We start from the raw sequence: 14,428 nt of genomic DNA, 5'->3' as shown, positions 1-14,428 counted from the left end.
TGAGCGGAGTTGACCCGGCTGTGGCGGACCGGCCCGCCGGCCCGCCACAACCTCGACGGCAGCCCGAGACCCCGGCCGCATCTCAGACGACAGGCCGGGATTCTCCCGTGCCGCGTGCTTCCCTGACCGCTCGGGTCCGGGACCGTCATCGATGTAAGGAAAGTGAGAACCATGGGTGTTCTGACTCACCGTGCTGGTGTTGTGCGCCGTGGCCGGTCTGGCCCTGCTCGCCCTGAGCCTGCGCGACGTCCAGCAGTACGAGAAGGGCGTGGTGTTCCGCTTCGGGCGCCTGCTGCCGGACATCCGAGGTCCTGGCCTGCGGGTCATCCGGCCGATCGGGGACCGGATGCGCAAGGTGTCCGTACAGACCGAGGTCCTCGGCATCCCGCCGCAGGGCTCCATCACGGCCGACAACGTGACACTCACCGTCGACGCGGTCGTCTACTTCAAGGTCATCGACCCCGTCAAGGCCCTGGTGAACGTGCGCAACTACCATGCCGCCGTCTCCCAGATCGCCCAGACATCCCTCCGCTCGGTCATCGGCAGAGCCGACCTGGACACACTGCTCTCCGACCGCGACCACATCAACGCCGAACTCAAGAAGGTGATGGACGCACCCACCGAGGAACCCTGGGGGCTGCGCATCGAGCGGGTCGAGATCAAGGACATCGCCCTTCCGGAGTCGATGATGCGCTCGATGTCGAAGCAGGCCGAGGCCGAGCGGGAACGCCGCGCGCGGGTCATCGCCGCCGACGGAGAGTTCCAGGCGTCCCAGCGGCTGACCGACGCCGCCGCGACCATGGCCGACACCCCCGGTGCACTCCAACTGCGCCTGCTGCAGACCGTGGTGGACGTCTCCGCCGAGAAGAACAGCACCCTTGTGATGCCGTTCCCCGTGGAGATGCTCCGCTTCTTCGAGCACCAGAGCAGCCAGGGCGGTGACAGCGGCGCCGAGGCCGACGGGCGGCGGGTGCGCCGCGGCGACCGGCGGGCGGCGCTCTCCTCAGGGGCAGTGATCCCGGAGCCCGCCACCCGCGCACCGGCCCTCGCGCGGTCGGTCCCGCCCGGAGAGGCGGCCGGCGGCCGTGCGGAGGTGGCCCGGGAGCGGCGGGACAACTGGCCGACGCGGCGAGACGCCGAGGAAGCCTTGGGCGGCTGACCGCTGCGCAGCGCCCGGGGCGCGACGCGGTCGACCGCCGCATGGGACGTACGTCTGACGCGCGTTCGACCGACACCTTGACGTGATGTCAGGCAGGGCGAAGTCACTCCTGTCCCCGGGCCGGCCTGGGGGCGGGGGTGGCTTTCGTGTGCTCGGTGAGGGCCCTGCCGTGGACCGGAGTCGCGGCCGCTTCCCACGATGGTCGGGCGACGTCCGAAAGGCGCTGACTTCCGGTCATTTCCACCTGATCCGTCCTGACATGTCCTCGCAGTCCACCGCGCCGCGCGGTGACGCCTTCGTCGGATATCGCAGATCGTGCATGGCGGGATGCCCCTCTTGGGCGCACATCGCTTCGCGCAGTCGTGGTTACGTTGCTTCAGCCGGGCCCGGGACGACTCGACGTGCGCAGCACTGCTCGTGCTGTGCGACGAGAGGATTCTGTGGATGCCTGCCGTACCGGCTCTCGTACGTGGATTGCTGACCGCCGTCTCCTGGCTGACCAGCCCGCTCACCCCGGACGACTATCTCGGACTCGTGGACCCCCTCCTTGGCGCCCGTTTCCCGGTGGGGCGGGTGACAGCGGTGAGCCGGGAGACCGCGGACGCCGCCACGCTCGTCATCCGGCCCGGCCGGGGCTGGTCGGGGCACCGCGCGGGGCAGTACCTGCCGGTCGGCGTCGAGGTGGACGGCGTATGGCATTGGCGCACGTACTCCCTCACCTCGGCGCCGGGGCAAGAGGACGGGCTGCTGACCATCACCGTCAAGGCGCTGCACGGCGGCACGGTGTCGCCGCGGCTGGTCCATCGGGCGGTTGCGGGCACTGTCCTGCGACTCGGCCCGGCGCAAGGGGAGTTCGTCCTTCCGGACCGGCTCCCGCCCCGCATCCTGATGGTCACCGCGGGCAGCGGGATCACGCCGGTCATGGGCATGCTGCGTACGCTCATGAGCCGTCGGGCCCCGCACCCCGACGTCGTCCTTGTACACAGTGCGCCCCGTGCCCGGGACAGCATCTTCCGCTCCGAACTCGACTCCGCGCGGCGGCAGTTGGACTGGCTGGACTATCGCGAACGCCACTCCCGGCAGCACGGCAGGCTGGCCCCGGAAGACCTGGGCCGGCTCTGCCCCGACTGGCGGGAGCGCGAGACCTGGGCCTGCGGCCCGGCCGGCCTGCTCGACACGTTGGAGGACCACTGGGGCCGTGCGGGTCTTGCCGAGAGCCTGCACGTGGAGCGCTTCCGCCTCACGCCGGTTCCGCCGCCGGAGCCGGACGCCGGGCCCGGCCACCGGGTGCGGTTCACACGCACCGGCGCCGAGAGCACGGCGGACGCCACGACCCCGCTGCTCGTCGTGGGCGAGTCGGCGGGTGTGCCGATGCCGTACGGATGCCGGCGCGGTATCTGCTTCGGCTGCCTCACCCCGCTGACCTACGGCCACGTACGCGACCTGCGTACCGGTGAAGTCCGCGAACGTACCGGCCGGTTGATCCAGACCTGTGTCTCGGCCGCGGCCGGACCGCTGGCCCTCGACGCCTAGCCACCAAGGAGTCCCTGTGACCCCGATCCCGCTCGATTCCACCGATGCGGCCCCCGCACAGCACCTCGGCAAGGATCTCCACGAAGAACTCGGTGCGGAACTCGACCGCATCCGTTCCGAGGTCATCGCCGCGCGCGGCGCCGACGACGCCCGGTACATCCGCACCGTGATCGCCACCCAGCGCGGCCTGGAGGCGGGCGGCAGGATGGCCCTGGCCGTCTCCCTGTTCCCGCCCGCCTGGGTGGCGGGAACGGCCATGCTCTGCGTCGCCAAGATCCTGGAGAACATGGAGCTCGGCCACAACATCCTGCACGGCCAGTGGGACTGGATGGGCGACCCGGCCATCCACTCGACCACCTGGGAATGGGACTTCCTCACCCCCGCCGAGGCGTGGAAACACACCCACAACCACCTGCATCACACCTGGACCAACGTCGTCGACCGCGACCGGGACCTCGGCTACGTCGTCTTCCGGATGAGCGCCGACCAGCGCTGGCGTGTGCGCCATCTCGCCCAGCCGCTCTACAACCTCGTCCTCGCCCCGCTCTTCGAATGGGGCATCGCGCTGTACGACCTGGAGCCCGACGCCGTCGCCGCGGGACGCAAGACATGGCGGTCCTTCGTGGCCGACCTGACCGGGTTCCTCGCCAAGGCCACGCGCCAACTCGCCAAGGACTACGTCCTGTTCCCGCTGCTCGCCGGACCCTCCGCCCTGCCCTGCCTGCTCGGCAACCTCACCGCCAACACCGTGCGCAACCTGTGGACCAACACCATCATCTTCTGCGGCCACTTCCCCGGCGACGTCCAGACCTTCACCGAGGAGCACATCGAGGGCGAGACGCGTGGACAGTGGTACCTGCGGCAGATCCAGGGCTCGGCCAACATCGAGGGCGGCCCGCTCTTCCACGTGCTCAGCGGCAACCTCGGCCACCAGATCGAGCACCACGCCTTCCCCGACCTGCCCAGCAACCGCTACGCCGAGATCGCCCCGCGCGTGCGGGAACTCTGCGAGACGTACGGCATTCCGTACGTCACCGGGCCGTTGTGGCGCCAGTACGGCTCCACCTGGGGGCGCATCCTGCGCTTCGCCGTACCGGGGACATGAGGTCCACGGACGGAACACGGACGGACCCGGGGGTTCGATGAACCCCCGGGTCCGTGCTCACTGCCGCGGGGCCTATTGACCGGCGTGCTCCATGTGCAGCAGCAGCTCCGTGGTCTCCCTGTACTGCCGCAGCGCGAGCCGCAGTTCCTCGGTCTGCACGTCGGCGCCCTTGTCCTGCCAGCTCGCACGCAGGACGCGGCGCCGCTCGGCAAGGGCTTCGGTCAGGTGGGTCACGGCGTCGTCGAAGACGCTGTCGGCCTCCTGCACCGCCTGGCGCGGGCTCTCCACGAAGGTGCCGAGGGCCTGCTGGAGCCCCATGGCGATCTTGTCCCGCTCACCTTGGGGGAACAGTGTGGGCGCGGGGGTCCGGTGGGGATCGTCAGTCTCGATGACCGGATCGTACTTCGGGCGGTCCGGTTCGCTGCGGGGCATCTGCGGAGCGTGTCGCTTCCCGGGGGCCGGGCTCTCGCCCCGGGGCTGTTGTGCGCGTTCCTGGTCATACGTCATCGTGCGTCACTTCCCTTGGTATGTCGTCGGCTCAGTGCCCGCGGCGCGTGGCTGCGATCGTCCGAGGGGCGTGGACCGCGCCGGTTCGGGGCGGCTGGTTGTGCGGTGACCAGGTCCTCGAAGAGACCGCGGGCTTCGACCATGGCCTCCCGCATCTCCTCGGTTCCGCTCCGGCCGCGGGCAGCCCCGTGCAGGCTGCGGTATCCATGGGCGTGGCCGGCGTGGTGGACGGAGAGCGCGGCCATCTGCTCCTCGAACTGCTCACCGCTGGGGACGCCCCGGTCGCCCGCCAGGCGCGACAGCAGTGCGTCGGCCTCGATGACAGCCTTCTGCGGCGACTCGACGAACTCCTCCTGCGCGGTGGCCCATTGAACCATGTACTGCTCGCGGATCTCGGGCGACAGCGGCTGCTTTTCGAGGAAGCCGTGGCGCTTCACACGCTCACTGAGCTCTTCCTCGGCTGCCCGTACGTCGCCGTTGTGGAGGTCGACGGCGCGGTCGTACTCGGGCCCGAAGCGGCGCTTCAGACCGCGTCCGCCCCCGCCCCGGGCTCGGTCACGCCCGATGAGGACGAGGGATGCCGCCCCGATGACGAGCACGGTGATGATGACGACGGTGGCCATGGCTGCCCTCTTGGGTTATTGAGCCGGTGTCCGCTCTGCTGCATGTGAGTCAACCCCTCGGCTCCCCCGGTGGGGGAGCCGGTCGGTCGCGTCAGCGCCTGAAGGCGCCCTTGGCCTTGTCGCCGGACTGTTTGAGACCTCCGGAGATCCGGTCGGTCCTGCCCCGCCTCCGCAGTCGCCTGTTGCCGGTGTTCCTGCCGAAGCGTTCCTTGATCCGGCCCGTGAAAGCCTGTGCCTTGTGCCTGATCGTCTGTCCTGCGCTCATGGCCGTCCTCTGATCGTCCGACGGGGGCCCGCGTGTGACCGCCGTGCGCTGGGGTGGGGGTGGGTCAGCCGCGGCTGCGGCCGAAACGACGTCGGCCTCCGCCGCGCCCGCGCGTCACGAAACCGACGAGCCAGAGGACCAGAAGGACAGCCGCGACGTACCACAGGATCTGCAGGGTGAAGCCAAACCCGAAGACCACCAGGATCAGCAGAAGGAGAAGGATCCATAACATCACCGGGCCTCCAGATCGCGGGAGTGTTCCTGGATTCCGCGGGGTCCGGGCGAAGCGGGAAGGTGGAATGCGTCGCCGAGGGATCCGGAGTGGCATGGCCCTGCACCGTGCCGTCAGTCAACGCCTGGCGACGTCCCCTGTCAACGGCCCTTGTACACCCATGGGTGGGGGGAGGGCGGCCGGGGCCGCAGGGGCGGCCGGAGCTGTGGTGCCAGACGCGGCCGGTTCGGCAGGCGGCAGGATGCGATCCTCCCACCAGGCCAGGCCCATGACGGTGGCGAGCAGGACGAAGGGGACTGCGGCCGGAACGATCAGCGTGTACATGCGTACCGCCTGTGGTCGATGCGTACGACGCGGCGGGCAGCGGATCCGTGCCCGCGGGGAGCGCATCGAGGCCGCGCCGGGCCGGGCGAGGCCGGGTGCGGGAGCGGCCAAGCTCGTGGCGCGGCGGTTCCGGCAGCGATGCGCGCGGTGCGTTCCCTGGGAGAGCGCGAGGGCTGTTCGGCGCAGCCGGGGGCCGGGGCGGCACGGCGCACACTAGCCTCGGCCGCAAGTGCTGACCAGGTGTCAAGTAGCCAACCGGCATGGCTAGTTCGTGATGCCTCGGTGTGGTATTCGCAGGCTTCGGACAGGACTACGCTGGGGAGCAAGGCCCCGGACCCTGGCAGCGATGTCCCGTTCTGCTCCAGGGAGGCCCACTGTGTTCGTGCTCTGGTTCATCTTCCTCGCGGTCCTGTTCGGGCTCGGTTTCCTCAACGCCCTGTGGTGGGTTGCCGCGGCCGTGCTGGTCTTCGTCCTCGTCGGCCGCGGCTGGGGTGGCGCCGGGGGCTGGAGGCGCGGCGGCGACTCGGACTACGGGGAGTACGGCGCGTACCGGGACTACCGGGATCGTGAGGACCGGTGGGACCGCCGCTATCGCCGCCAGCGCCAAGGGCGTTGGCGGCGCCAGGACCGCCGGGACCACGAACACCACAGGTGATCCGCGAAATGGTCTGATCAGGCACTCCGGAGCGGCGTCAGCCGGGCTGGACGGAGGCATTCGGCGAGAGAGGCTTGACGTGCCGAAGTTGACCACGATCCAAGAGGAACGATGGCACCTGAGGGCCCACGCCACATGGGGGAACGCGCCCCCAGGGCCGGACGTCGCCGCGCTGCGCACCGAGATCGATCAGCTGCGCCGGATGATGTCGGGCCGAGCCGTCGTCGACCAGGCATGCGGCATGGTGATGGTGCTGACTCCGTGCCGACGCGCGGCAGCGCGGGGACTGCTGGTGGATGTCGCGCGGCGGTGCGATCTCAGGCTGCGAGAGGTGGCCGCGGCCGTGGTGGCCACGGCGGAAGGCGCGCAGCTTCCCGGGCAGATGCAACGGGAACTGCGCCGTTCGCTGCGGCGGTTCCACGCGGCGGACCGGAATTGAGCGTCGTACGGACGGGACGGGCCCCTCAGGAGGGAGACGTCATGATTCACACAGCCGATGTCCGCGAGTGGCGCGACCTCGCCGTCCTCGACGCCGAGGCGCACAAGATCGGTGTCCTCGAAGCGGTCTATGTGGACACCGCCACCGATGAGCCGGCCATGGCCACGGTGCGGACCGGACTGCCCACCCGGCACCGCCTGCTGTTCGTCCCCCTGGACGACGCGACCGTCGGTCCGGGCTACCTCAAGGTCACCTATCCCAAGGCACTGGTGAAGACCGCTCCCTCGATCGGCACCGACGACGTCCTGCCCGCCGAGGACGAGGAAGCGGTCTTCAAGCACTACGGGCTGCCCTACGAGCCCGGTGCGGCCGGCGAGCGGCAACTCGCCCGCCGCTGACCGCGAGCCGCGCCCATGGGGATCGCAGGCCATGGCTTTCATCACTGTGCTGTGAGGTAGAGGTGGGGGCCATGCGTCAGGCGATCACACCCGGCGAAGAGTGCAGATTCCTGACAGGTGACACGTCGCCCGGGGATGTGGCTCTCGTCGTCGGGATCCTCCAACTGAGTTCGAAGAAAGAGCAGTTGACCAGGGCGCTGTCGAGCCGAGCGGTGATCGACCAGGCGCGCGGCATGGTGATGGCCCTTGCGCCGTGTCCCAGCAAGCGTGCCTGGGAGCTGCTGGGCGGGGCTCGAAGTCGTCGAAGTGAACATCTCCGTCAACGACGTGCATCTGCCCGAAGAGGACGCACCGGAGAACAGCGAGGGCCGGGTGCAGTAGCGCCCCGCTCCAGCAGACGCGTGCTGCGGCCCGGATACCGCGGACGCGCCGCGCGCGTGCCGGACGACGACGGGCGGGGCTCTCATGTGGCGTGACGCGAGTGTCCATGTGCAGAGGCCGGTGGGTTCCCGGCACTCGTCGCCCGGGATTCGCCGATGACCGATGACCGATGACCGATCGCTGTTCGGTGCTGGTCGCGTTGAACCCCGTACCGCTACCGGCTCGGCGGCAGTGGCATCGTCTTCGCCGCACTACGTCTGCGTGTGCTGCCGGAGAGTATGGCGCCTTGGGTGTTCGTTGTGGCCGTCGTGAGTGTCTGTCGGCGACGCGTGAATCGTGACCCACCGTCGACGGTCGGAAATTGACCCCCGACGCGTCAGTCGATCTTGCTATTCGTTGTTGTTGGCCTCGGCGGGCGGGACGCGTCCGAGGTCGCGTCCGCGCATGCGGAAGCTGTCGCCGCGGAGGCTGATGACCTCCGCGTGGTGGACCAGGCGGTCGATCATCGCGGTGGTTATCTCGACTTCCGCTGCTGGATCAGGTCTGTGGCCTGCTGTTTCGTGTCGTGGACAGGTGTCTTTGACTACGGTTCCTCGGTGCGGAGTCGGGCCGCCCGGAGCTGTCCGTGGGCGTGTGCGAGGGCATCGCGGAGTTGCTGGTTCTCTTCGCGTAGTCGGGTGATGCGTTCGTGCGCGAGCACGAGCCGTTGTCGTAGTGAGTCGTCGCTGGCCCGGGTGACGGTGTTCCGGACGGTGTCCGCGTCGGCCCGAAGGGCTCGTAGCTCCTGGATCCGGTCGCGGAGTTCGGGCTGGCTGTAGATCCAGGACCGTGAGACGCCGGCTCGTCGGGCGACCAGCGCCGCGGTCACCGGCTCGCCGGAGTCGGCCATCTCGGCGAGAGTCTGCCGGGCGCGATTCAGGGTCTGCTGGTGACGCTGCCGCGCATGTGCGACAAGGTGGTGGACGGGTTCAGCTGGCATTCGGGTCCCTCGTTCGTGAACAGGAGCAGGACGCTTCGCCGGTGCAGCAGCCGGGGCCGCTCAGGCTGTCGATGATGGTGAGGAGGTTCCGCTCGACGGTGCGGTTCATCTCCGCCAGCCGTTGGTGGCCGTCGGCGTCGGCGCGGGCGATCAGGGCCTGGGTCTGCTCGAGCTGGTGTCTGTGCTGGGGCAGGAACTCGGCCGTGGTGACGAAGACCGGGCAGGTCAAGCAGGCGTTGGCGAACTCGCACTTCTGTTGCAGTGGCAGCGCGCAGTAGCCGTTGGGCAGCGCCATCTTCGCCCTGGCGAGGTTGTTCTTCATCCAGACCGCATCGGCCAACGGGCCGTTGTCGGCGGTGAGTTGTTCACCGGCGATGTTGACTTTCCGGGCTCGTTCCCACTGCTCGCGGATGGTGGTGTCCGACAGCCGGGCGTAGTGGGCGGTCATGGCGTGCGAGTCGTGGTCGAGGAGGCGCCGGACCGTTTCCTGCGGGACCTCGTTGTTGATCAGCCGGGTGCCGAAGGTGTGACGCCACTGGTGCGGGGTGACGTGGACGGGGCGGCCGTGCTCGTCGCGGACGTCGCAGATCCGCAGCCACTCCCGCAGCTGTCCGCGAAAGGTCGCGGTGCTGAAGGCGACCTTGCCCTCGGGGTTGCGGTTCGGCCGCGGCAGCAGGAAGGCGGGGTCGTCGAACTCGTCGAGCACCGTCTGCTGCTGGGCGGTGATGGTCTGGGCGAGATCGGTGTCGATGGGAACGAACGCCTCGCGGCGCATCTTGTGGTTGGTGTAGCGCAGGTAGGGCGCCCCCTGGCCGTCGCGGACGACACAGTCCAGCGGCAGCTTGCTGCCGTCTCCGACGCGAAGACCGGTGTTCATCAAGATCCTGGCCAGCAGCCGGCCGCGGGGGTCGGCGAACCGGGCGAGGTGCTCGGGGCGCTCGAGCTGGGCCATCACCGTCTCCGGCAGTGCTCGCGGGGCGCCCCTGGTCAAGCGGGGGTAGTCCTCCGGGAACAGGTCGACCTGGGGCGAGAGGCGTGGCTCCCAGCCATGCTGACGTGCCGCGCGAAGGAGTCCGGCCAGGCTGCTGAGCTGGCCTGTCCGGCTCTTCGGGTTGGGAAACCGCTCGACCAGGTGGGCGAGGTAGACCTCGATCACCTCGCGGGTCAGGGCCCCGGGCCCGTTCCGCAATGAGGGGAAGGACTGGGCGAACGACGTGATCGCCCGGACGTCAGCGCCGACGGTGGCCAGGGCGATGCCGGTGGACAACCGCCAGCGGGCCCACCGTTTGGTCAACTGCCGCAGCCAGAGCGGCTCGATGCCGGTGAACCGGAGCCGGGCATCGCGGCCGGGGAAACCCAGGCGCCGCAGAAGCCAGACGTCGCGGGGAAACTCCGCGTCCCAGCCAACGCCTTCCTCGATGTCCCGGAGGTAGCCGATGGCGTCCAGCAGGAAGCGGCGCTCGATGTGCCCGCGCTCGTTGGAGAAGCCGAGGTATGCCATCCACTCTTCGGGGCTTCGGTCCAGCAGCGAGGTGGCGCCGGTCGCGGGCAGCGCCCGCAGCAGTCGTCGGATGGAGTGGGGGCGGGTGAGGGTGCGGCGTTCATCGACGCGGCACTGGATCGCGTAGGCGATCTCCATCCGCATCCGCTGCGGCAGGGCCCGCAGGTCGAACCGGTCCCGTCCAAAAGTCGCGCAGCCCAGCAGCCACAATTCCATAGGCGGCCGGTCCGCACGGACCCACCGGTTGCGGTGGTGGACGCACAATCCCGCCTCGCCCTCCGCTTCCAGAGCGCACTCGGGAAACCGGCAGCCGGGCCCGGCCGGCAGCGGCCGGCCACCGCCGTCGGCGATCCACTGCGGCAGATCGGTGCGGCCCTCCCGATCCCAGCGGTGGGCATGGGAGTGACACAGACCGTGCTCGCGGCGGCTGCGACGGCAGGTGCCGATCGCGCACTTGGGCGGCGGCTGCAGCCAGCGTCGGTTCGCCGGCGCCGTCGCGGCCCAGGTGGGGACATCGTCGGGGCGGCCGTCGTCGATCCACCGCTGGTGGTGGGCCGAGCACTTACCGAAGATCACTGCGAGGCGGTCGCAGACCGGGACCAGGCAGCGGGGACCGCCGGTCACTGGGTCGTCGGGGTCGGCCAGGATCACCGGCTGGGCGAACTGGGGCCGGAGCCGGGCTTCCAGACCGGCGCCGAGATCGCGGTCGTCATCGGTGGAGGAGACCGGTTGCAGTTGCCTCATGCCGGTGCCCCCATGGCCGCGTCGTCCAGGAATCCGGCCTCTGCGAGAGCGCGGCGGGCGTCCTCGATGCCCAGGTGCGAGTACGTATCGACGGTGGTGGTGATGCTTGCGTGCCCGAGGAGGTGCTGCACGATCTCGGCGGGGACCTTGCGCCGTAGGAGCGCGGTGGCATAGCTGTGCCGGAACAGGTGCGGTGTGAACGCGATGCCGGTGCGGTCCCGCAGTCGTCGCACCAGCCGGTCGACGCTGGAGTAGCCCAGCGGAGCCCCCACCGGGGGCCGCCAGAGGTTGACGAACACGTAGTCGCAGTCCAGCGGCCCGTACTCGTCGTGGAGATAGTCGCTGTAGAGGCGGAACAGGCCGGTATCGACGGGGACCTCCCGCGACCAGGTCTTCGCGCGTGCCCCGTTCACGTTCGTGCGGGGTCGCACCGCGACCAGCCGCCTCCGCGTATCGAGGTCTTCGTGTCGCAGGCCCAGGGCCTCGCCGATCCGCAGGCCAGTGTCCTTCAGCAGGCTCAGCAGGAACTTGTCCCGCAGCCGGTCGCAGGCATCGATCAGCGTCGTCATCTCCGCCTGGCTCAGCTCGCGCGGCGGCCGGCGCTCGGCCCGCAGCGAGATCGCGCGGTGCCGCTCGGGTCGCGCACCCAGATGCGCCAGGAACGGCTGCCATGAACCGCCCCGCCGACCAGGGCGCCACCGCGTCAGCAAGTCCCCGAGCCCGACGCCGTGCCGGTGGTGGAACTCATAGAACGAGGCCAGGGCCGACAGTTTCCGGTTGACCGTGACCGCAGCGAGATTCGCCTCGACCCACGGCAGTGCCGCCACCCGACCGTCACGGGCCCCGGCCGGCAGTCGCAGCCAGGTGACGAACCGGCCCAGGTCCTCCAGCACGACCGTATCCCACTGCAGTCCGTGGCGATCCAGGAACTCGAAGTAGTCCCGCAGGTCATGCGCGTAGGCCCGGACTGTGTTCGGGGAGCGATCAATCGCGGTCAGATGCGCGAGGAACCGGTCCGCCGGATCGACGACAACGCCATCGGAGAGAAGCGTCGTCGAATCCGTGCCGGAGGGCATGATCAACGGCTGAACGCGAAACGATATGGGCGTCACGAGCACAGGAAGATAATGAGTCCACGAGCAACTACCGGCCGGTCGCTCCGAATCGTTATGGACGTCGTGGAGCCCTCAACAGGACGGTTAGATAACGGCGGCGACGGTGTCGTCGCCGAAGACCTCTCCCCAGCGGCCGAAGGGCTTGTTGCTGGTCACGATCACGGACGCGCGTTCGTAGCGGCCGGAGATGAACTGAGGTGCCCCCTCAACTACCTCTCGCCGGTGGAGTTCGAACAGCAGCATCTGCGAGCGGCTAAACTCTCAATCGCGGCATAAGCCCCTGTGTCCACACTCCGGGGGACGCCTCAACATGCCACCGTCCCCTTGCCGCGCATCCCTTAGGGGTCCCGTCCGGCACGGAAGCGCATGACTCCGGTACCCGGACGCGGGAGGTGGGCTCCCCGCGACACTCGTATGCCCAGGGTTCAGCCTCAGCGACAGCCGCTACAGGTCGGGGCCGGTCGGCCCCTGCCGCGTGCTGTCACATGGAGGAATGCTCAGGGGAGAGGCTAAGCCCGCGTTCTCCGAAGACTCTGCGCGCTATGCCCGCCGGCGGGCCATGCGAGTGTCCTGGCCAGGGGCCATTCGGGGCTCTGGAGCCCGGCGGGGGAGTCACGCGGTACTCATCCGTTGAGGAGCAGCACCATGGGAGTTCTGATTTTCCTCCTGGTCGTCGTCGGCCTTCTGCTTGTCGTGGCCTTGGTCATGGCCATCAAGGTCGTGACGCAGTACGAGATGGGGGTGCTGTTCCGGTTTGGCAGGCTGGTCGGCACACGATCCCCCGGGCTGCGTTTCATCATCCCGTTCGTGGATGTACTGCGCCGAGTGTCACTGCGCATCGTTACGATGCCGATCCAGTCGCAGGGCATCATCACCCGGGACAACGTGAGCGTCGATGTGTCGGCGGTCGCCTACTACAAGGTGGTCGACGCCGTGAAGTCCGTCATCGCCATCGAGAACGTCCGCGCGGCGATCGACCAGATCGCCCAGACCACCCTGCGCAAGGTCGTGGGCCAGCACACCCTCGACGAGACACTGTCCGAGACGGACCGCATCAACCTCGACATCCGCGAAATCCTCGATGTCACCACCGTCGAATGGGGTGTTGAGGTCACCCTGGTCGAGCTGAAGGACATCCAGCTGCCCGAGACGATGAAGCGGGCGATGGCCAAGCAGGCCGAGGCCGAGCGGGAGAAGAGGGCGAAGATCATCAATGCCGAGGGCGAATCGCTTGCCGCCGCGGCACTCGGCGACGCCTCGGACACCATGATGGCCCATCCGCTGGCACTGCAACTGCGCAACCTCCAGAGCCTGGTGGAGATCGGTGTCGACAAGAACACCACCGTTGTCTTCCCGGCCCCCCTCATGAGCACCATCGGAGAGCTCGGAGCGTTCCTCTCACGGGAGGCAGCCGCCGCCACCGTCCCGGTCGAAGCCGTCGAGGTGCACGAGAACGGGCCTCAGCCGCTGCTTCCGCAGAGCGTCTGAGCCCGTGCGTCCCCCGGGTGCGGCGGGTGGGGCCACGACCTCGCAAGCCGTGATGGCCGGTTGATGATGCTCTTCGTATACGCCAAGGCCCGTGGTCCGTACGCATCCTGACGGCCCTCAGCCGGCACCCGCCCGCTCGCCGGCAACTCGGGTGGTCAGTAAACGTCGAGCAGCCTGACGGCTCCAGGGTTCCTTGATCCGCTCTGCCCGTCCGCGTCCCCCGTCGTGAGCGGGCAGAGCCCTCCTGCATCCGGGTACGGGGGCGGTGCAGGGCCGTTGGCACCGGACCGCAGCGGAGTTCAGCGCGGCGGGACTGATCCTGTACGGCCCACTGGCCGTGTCCCGGAAGGCCCGGGGCCGGCCGATCAGCACACGATTCGCCTGTTGATGGCCGGCCCCCTCATGGGTTCGCCGTCTGGCTGCCTGTGTGCGGCAGCGCGTCAGGCCGGAGGATCTGACTCCCCCCAGAGGCTGCGGGCTTTGAGCTGCACATGGCCGTCCGGGGTGTGGTGGAGCTGCATGCTCCCCTCGGCTGGTGCTTCGGCTCTGCCGGGATTGCTTCCGTTGCGTCGCGGCACCATCTGCCAGGCCGGCTGAGCGGCGAGGGTGGGTGGCGCGTAGTCCGTGACGGCGATCGTGACGCCGTCCGCGTCCGTGCTCAGCACCAGCTGGTAGAAGGGAGCCGCACTGTGGTTCACCAGGTACTGGGCGCCGACACGGGCGGTCTCGGCGAGGTCGTGCAGCATCCAGGCCGGGGCTCCGATCGCGGCGAGGGCCGCACGGGCCACCTGGCCCATCGCCATGTTGCTGTCCGTGACGCGGGGCAGTTCCAGGCACAGGGAAATGTGTACCCCCGCGCTCTGCGCACATGAGGAGGTGCCCTGGTTCCGTTGCTGGGTGCGATGCAGTTCTGTCAGACGGATGGTGCGTCCCATCGGGGTTCCCTGCGTTTGTGAGGGCGAACGGAACAAGCCGTGACC

General features: G+C 69.2%; 17 protein-coding genes and 2 pseudogenes. 9 read left to right on the top strand and 10 right to left on the bottom strand.

Annotation, left to right across the window (positions count from 1 at the left end; genetic code table 11):
• Positions 1-208 precede the first annotated feature (208 nt).
• The 3 genes from ACZ4A5_RS16180 (at position 209) to ACZ4A5_RS16170 (ending at position 3,797) form a co-directional block, all read left to right on the top strand.
• On the top strand, positions 209-1,159 hold the full coding sequence (locus tag ACZ4A5_RS16180; protein WP_467583334.1) for a slipin family protein: 951 nt from the start codon (positions 209-211) through the stop codon (positions 1,157-1,159).
• Positions 1,160-1,603: 444 nt separating this feature from the next.
• Positions 1,604-2,692 carry a ferredoxin reductase gene (locus tag ACZ4A5_RS16175; protein WP_467583331.1) on the top strand — a complete coding sequence of 363 codons (1,089 nt, stop codon included), beginning with the start codon at positions 1,604-1,606 and terminating at the stop codon, positions 2,690-2,692.
• 25 nt (positions 2,693-2,717) lie between these two features.
• Complete coding sequence (locus ACZ4A5_RS16170) at positions 2,718-3,797, top strand: fatty acid desaturase family protein (RefSeq protein ID WP_467583568.1); 1,080 nt, start codon at positions 2,718-2,720, stop codon at positions 3,795-3,797.
• Positions 3,798-3,869: 72 nt separating this feature from the next.
• Here ACZ4A5_RS16170 and ACZ4A5_RS16165 read toward each other — a convergent pair whose 3' ends face one another.
• The 4 genes from ACZ4A5_RS16165 to ACZ4A5_RS16150 all read right to left on the bottom strand — a co-directional run bounded on the left by ACZ4A5_RS16165 (position 3,870) and on the right by ACZ4A5_RS16150 (position 5,424).
• Positions 3,870-4,229: a hypothetical protein gene (locus ACZ4A5_RS16165; RefSeq protein ID WP_467583329.1), complete on the bottom strand. Its 360-nt coding sequence runs from the start codon at positions 4,227-4,229 to the stop codon at positions 3,870-3,872.
• Positions 4,230-4,300: 71 nt separating this feature from the next.
• Positions 4,301-4,927 (bottom strand): hypothetical protein, encoded by a 627-nt coding sequence (locus ACZ4A5_RS16160; RefSeq protein ID WP_467583326.1) that lies wholly within the window; start codon positions 4,925-4,927, stop codon positions 4,301-4,303.
• Between the two features lie 91 nt (positions 4,928-5,018).
• Positions 5,019-5,192 carry a CsbD family protein gene (locus ACZ4A5_RS16155; RefSeq protein ID WP_467583324.1) on the bottom strand — a complete coding sequence of 58 codons (174 nt, stop codon included), beginning with the start codon at positions 5,190-5,192 and terminating at the stop codon, positions 5,019-5,021.
• A 64-nt stretch (positions 5,193-5,256) separates the two neighbouring features.
• Complete coding sequence (locus tag ACZ4A5_RS16150) at positions 5,257-5,424, bottom strand: hydrophobic protein (protein WP_467583321.1); 168 nt, start codon at positions 5,422-5,424, stop codon at positions 5,257-5,259.
• A 700-nt stretch (positions 5,425-6,124) separates the two neighbouring features.
• On the opposite strand from ACZ4A5_RS16150, the gene ACZ4A5_RS16145 reads away from it, so the two are divergent.
• From ACZ4A5_RS16145 to ACZ4A5_RS16125, 5 genes and pseudogenes are all read left to right on the top strand, one after another.
• The gene (locus tag ACZ4A5_RS16145) at positions 6,125-6,403 is read left to right on the top strand and encodes a hypothetical protein (RefSeq protein ID WP_467583319.1); all 279 of its coding nucleotides are present in this window, start codon (positions 6,125-6,127) and stop codon (positions 6,401-6,403) included.
• 79 nt (positions 6,404-6,482) lie between these two features.
• Complete coding sequence (locus ACZ4A5_RS16140; RefSeq protein WP_467583316.1) at positions 6,483-6,842, top strand: ANTAR domain-containing protein; 360 nt, start codon at positions 6,483-6,485, stop codon at positions 6,840-6,842.
• Between the two features lie 41 nt (positions 6,843-6,883).
• Positions 6,884-7,240, top strand: coding sequence for a PRC-barrel domain-containing protein (locus ACZ4A5_RS16135; RefSeq protein ID WP_467583313.1), 357 nt, complete (start codon positions 6,884-6,886; stop codon positions 7,238-7,240).
• Positions 7,241-7,311: 71 nt separating this feature from the next.
• A pseudogene (locus tag ACZ4A5_RS16130) lies at positions 7,312-7,476 on the top strand (ANTAR domain-containing protein); the annotation flags it as partial.
• A 52-nt stretch (positions 7,477-7,528) separates the two neighbouring features.
• Positions 7,529-7,621: pseudogene (locus ACZ4A5_RS16125) on the top strand (Asp23/Gls24 family envelope stress response protein); the annotation flags it as partial.
• A gap of 389 nt (positions 7,622-8,010) precedes the next feature.
• On the opposite strand, the gene ACZ4A5_RS16120 reads toward ACZ4A5_RS16125, so the two are convergent.
• From ACZ4A5_RS16120 to ACZ4A5_RS16100, 5 genes are all read right to left on the bottom strand, one after another.
• On the bottom strand, positions 8,011-8,139 hold the full coding sequence (locus tag ACZ4A5_RS16120; protein WP_467583565.1) for an ATP-binding protein: 129 nt from the start codon (positions 8,137-8,139) through the stop codon (positions 8,011-8,013).
• A 65-nt stretch (positions 8,140-8,204) separates the two neighbouring features.
• Positions 8,205-8,600 (bottom strand): DUF6262 family protein, encoded by a 396-nt coding sequence (locus ACZ4A5_RS16115; RefSeq protein WP_467583310.1) that lies wholly within the window; start codon positions 8,598-8,600, stop codon positions 8,205-8,207.
• The gene (locus ACZ4A5_RS16110; RefSeq protein ID WP_467583308.1) at positions 8,590-10,845 is read right to left on the bottom strand and encodes a tyrosine-type recombinase/integrase; all 2,256 of its coding nucleotides are present in this window, start codon (positions 10,843-10,845) and stop codon (positions 8,590-8,592) included. The genes ACZ4A5_RS16115 and ACZ4A5_RS16110 overlap by 11 nt, the downstream gene beginning before the upstream one ends.
• A complete protein-coding gene (locus ACZ4A5_RS16105; RefSeq protein WP_467583305.1) occupies positions 10,842-11,963 on the bottom strand; it encodes a site-specific integrase in 1,122 nt (373 codons plus the stop codon). Before ACZ4A5_RS16105 ends, ACZ4A5_RS16110 begins: the two co-directional genes overlap by 4 nt.
• 81 nt (positions 11,964-12,044) lie before the next feature.
• Positions 12,045-12,203, bottom strand: a complete 159-nt coding sequence (locus tag ACZ4A5_RS16100) for an ATP-binding protein (RefSeq protein ID WP_467583302.1) — start codon at positions 12,201-12,203, stop codon at positions 12,045-12,047.
• A 402-nt stretch (positions 12,204-12,605) separates the two neighbouring features.
• Here ACZ4A5_RS16100 and ACZ4A5_RS16095 point away from each other — a divergent pair, with 402 nt between their 5' ends.
• Entirely contained in the window at positions 12,606-13,448 is an 843-nt protein-coding gene (locus tag ACZ4A5_RS16095; RefSeq protein WP_467583299.1) for a slipin family protein, read from the top strand.
• A 440-nt stretch (positions 13,449-13,888) separates the two neighbouring features.
• On the opposite strand, the gene ACZ4A5_RS16090 is transcribed toward ACZ4A5_RS16095, so the two are convergent.
• Positions 13,889-14,383: a hypothetical protein gene (locus ACZ4A5_RS16090; protein ID WP_467583297.1), complete on the bottom strand. Its 495-nt coding sequence runs from the start codon at positions 14,381-14,383 to the stop codon at positions 13,889-13,891.
• Positions 14,384-14,428 lie beyond the last annotated feature (45 nt).

This window comes from Streptomyces sp. NPDC025618 (genome assembly GCF_055558795.1).
Note: the sequence above shows the minus strand (reverse complement) of the source record. Positions and strands in the feature narration are given on the sequence as shown.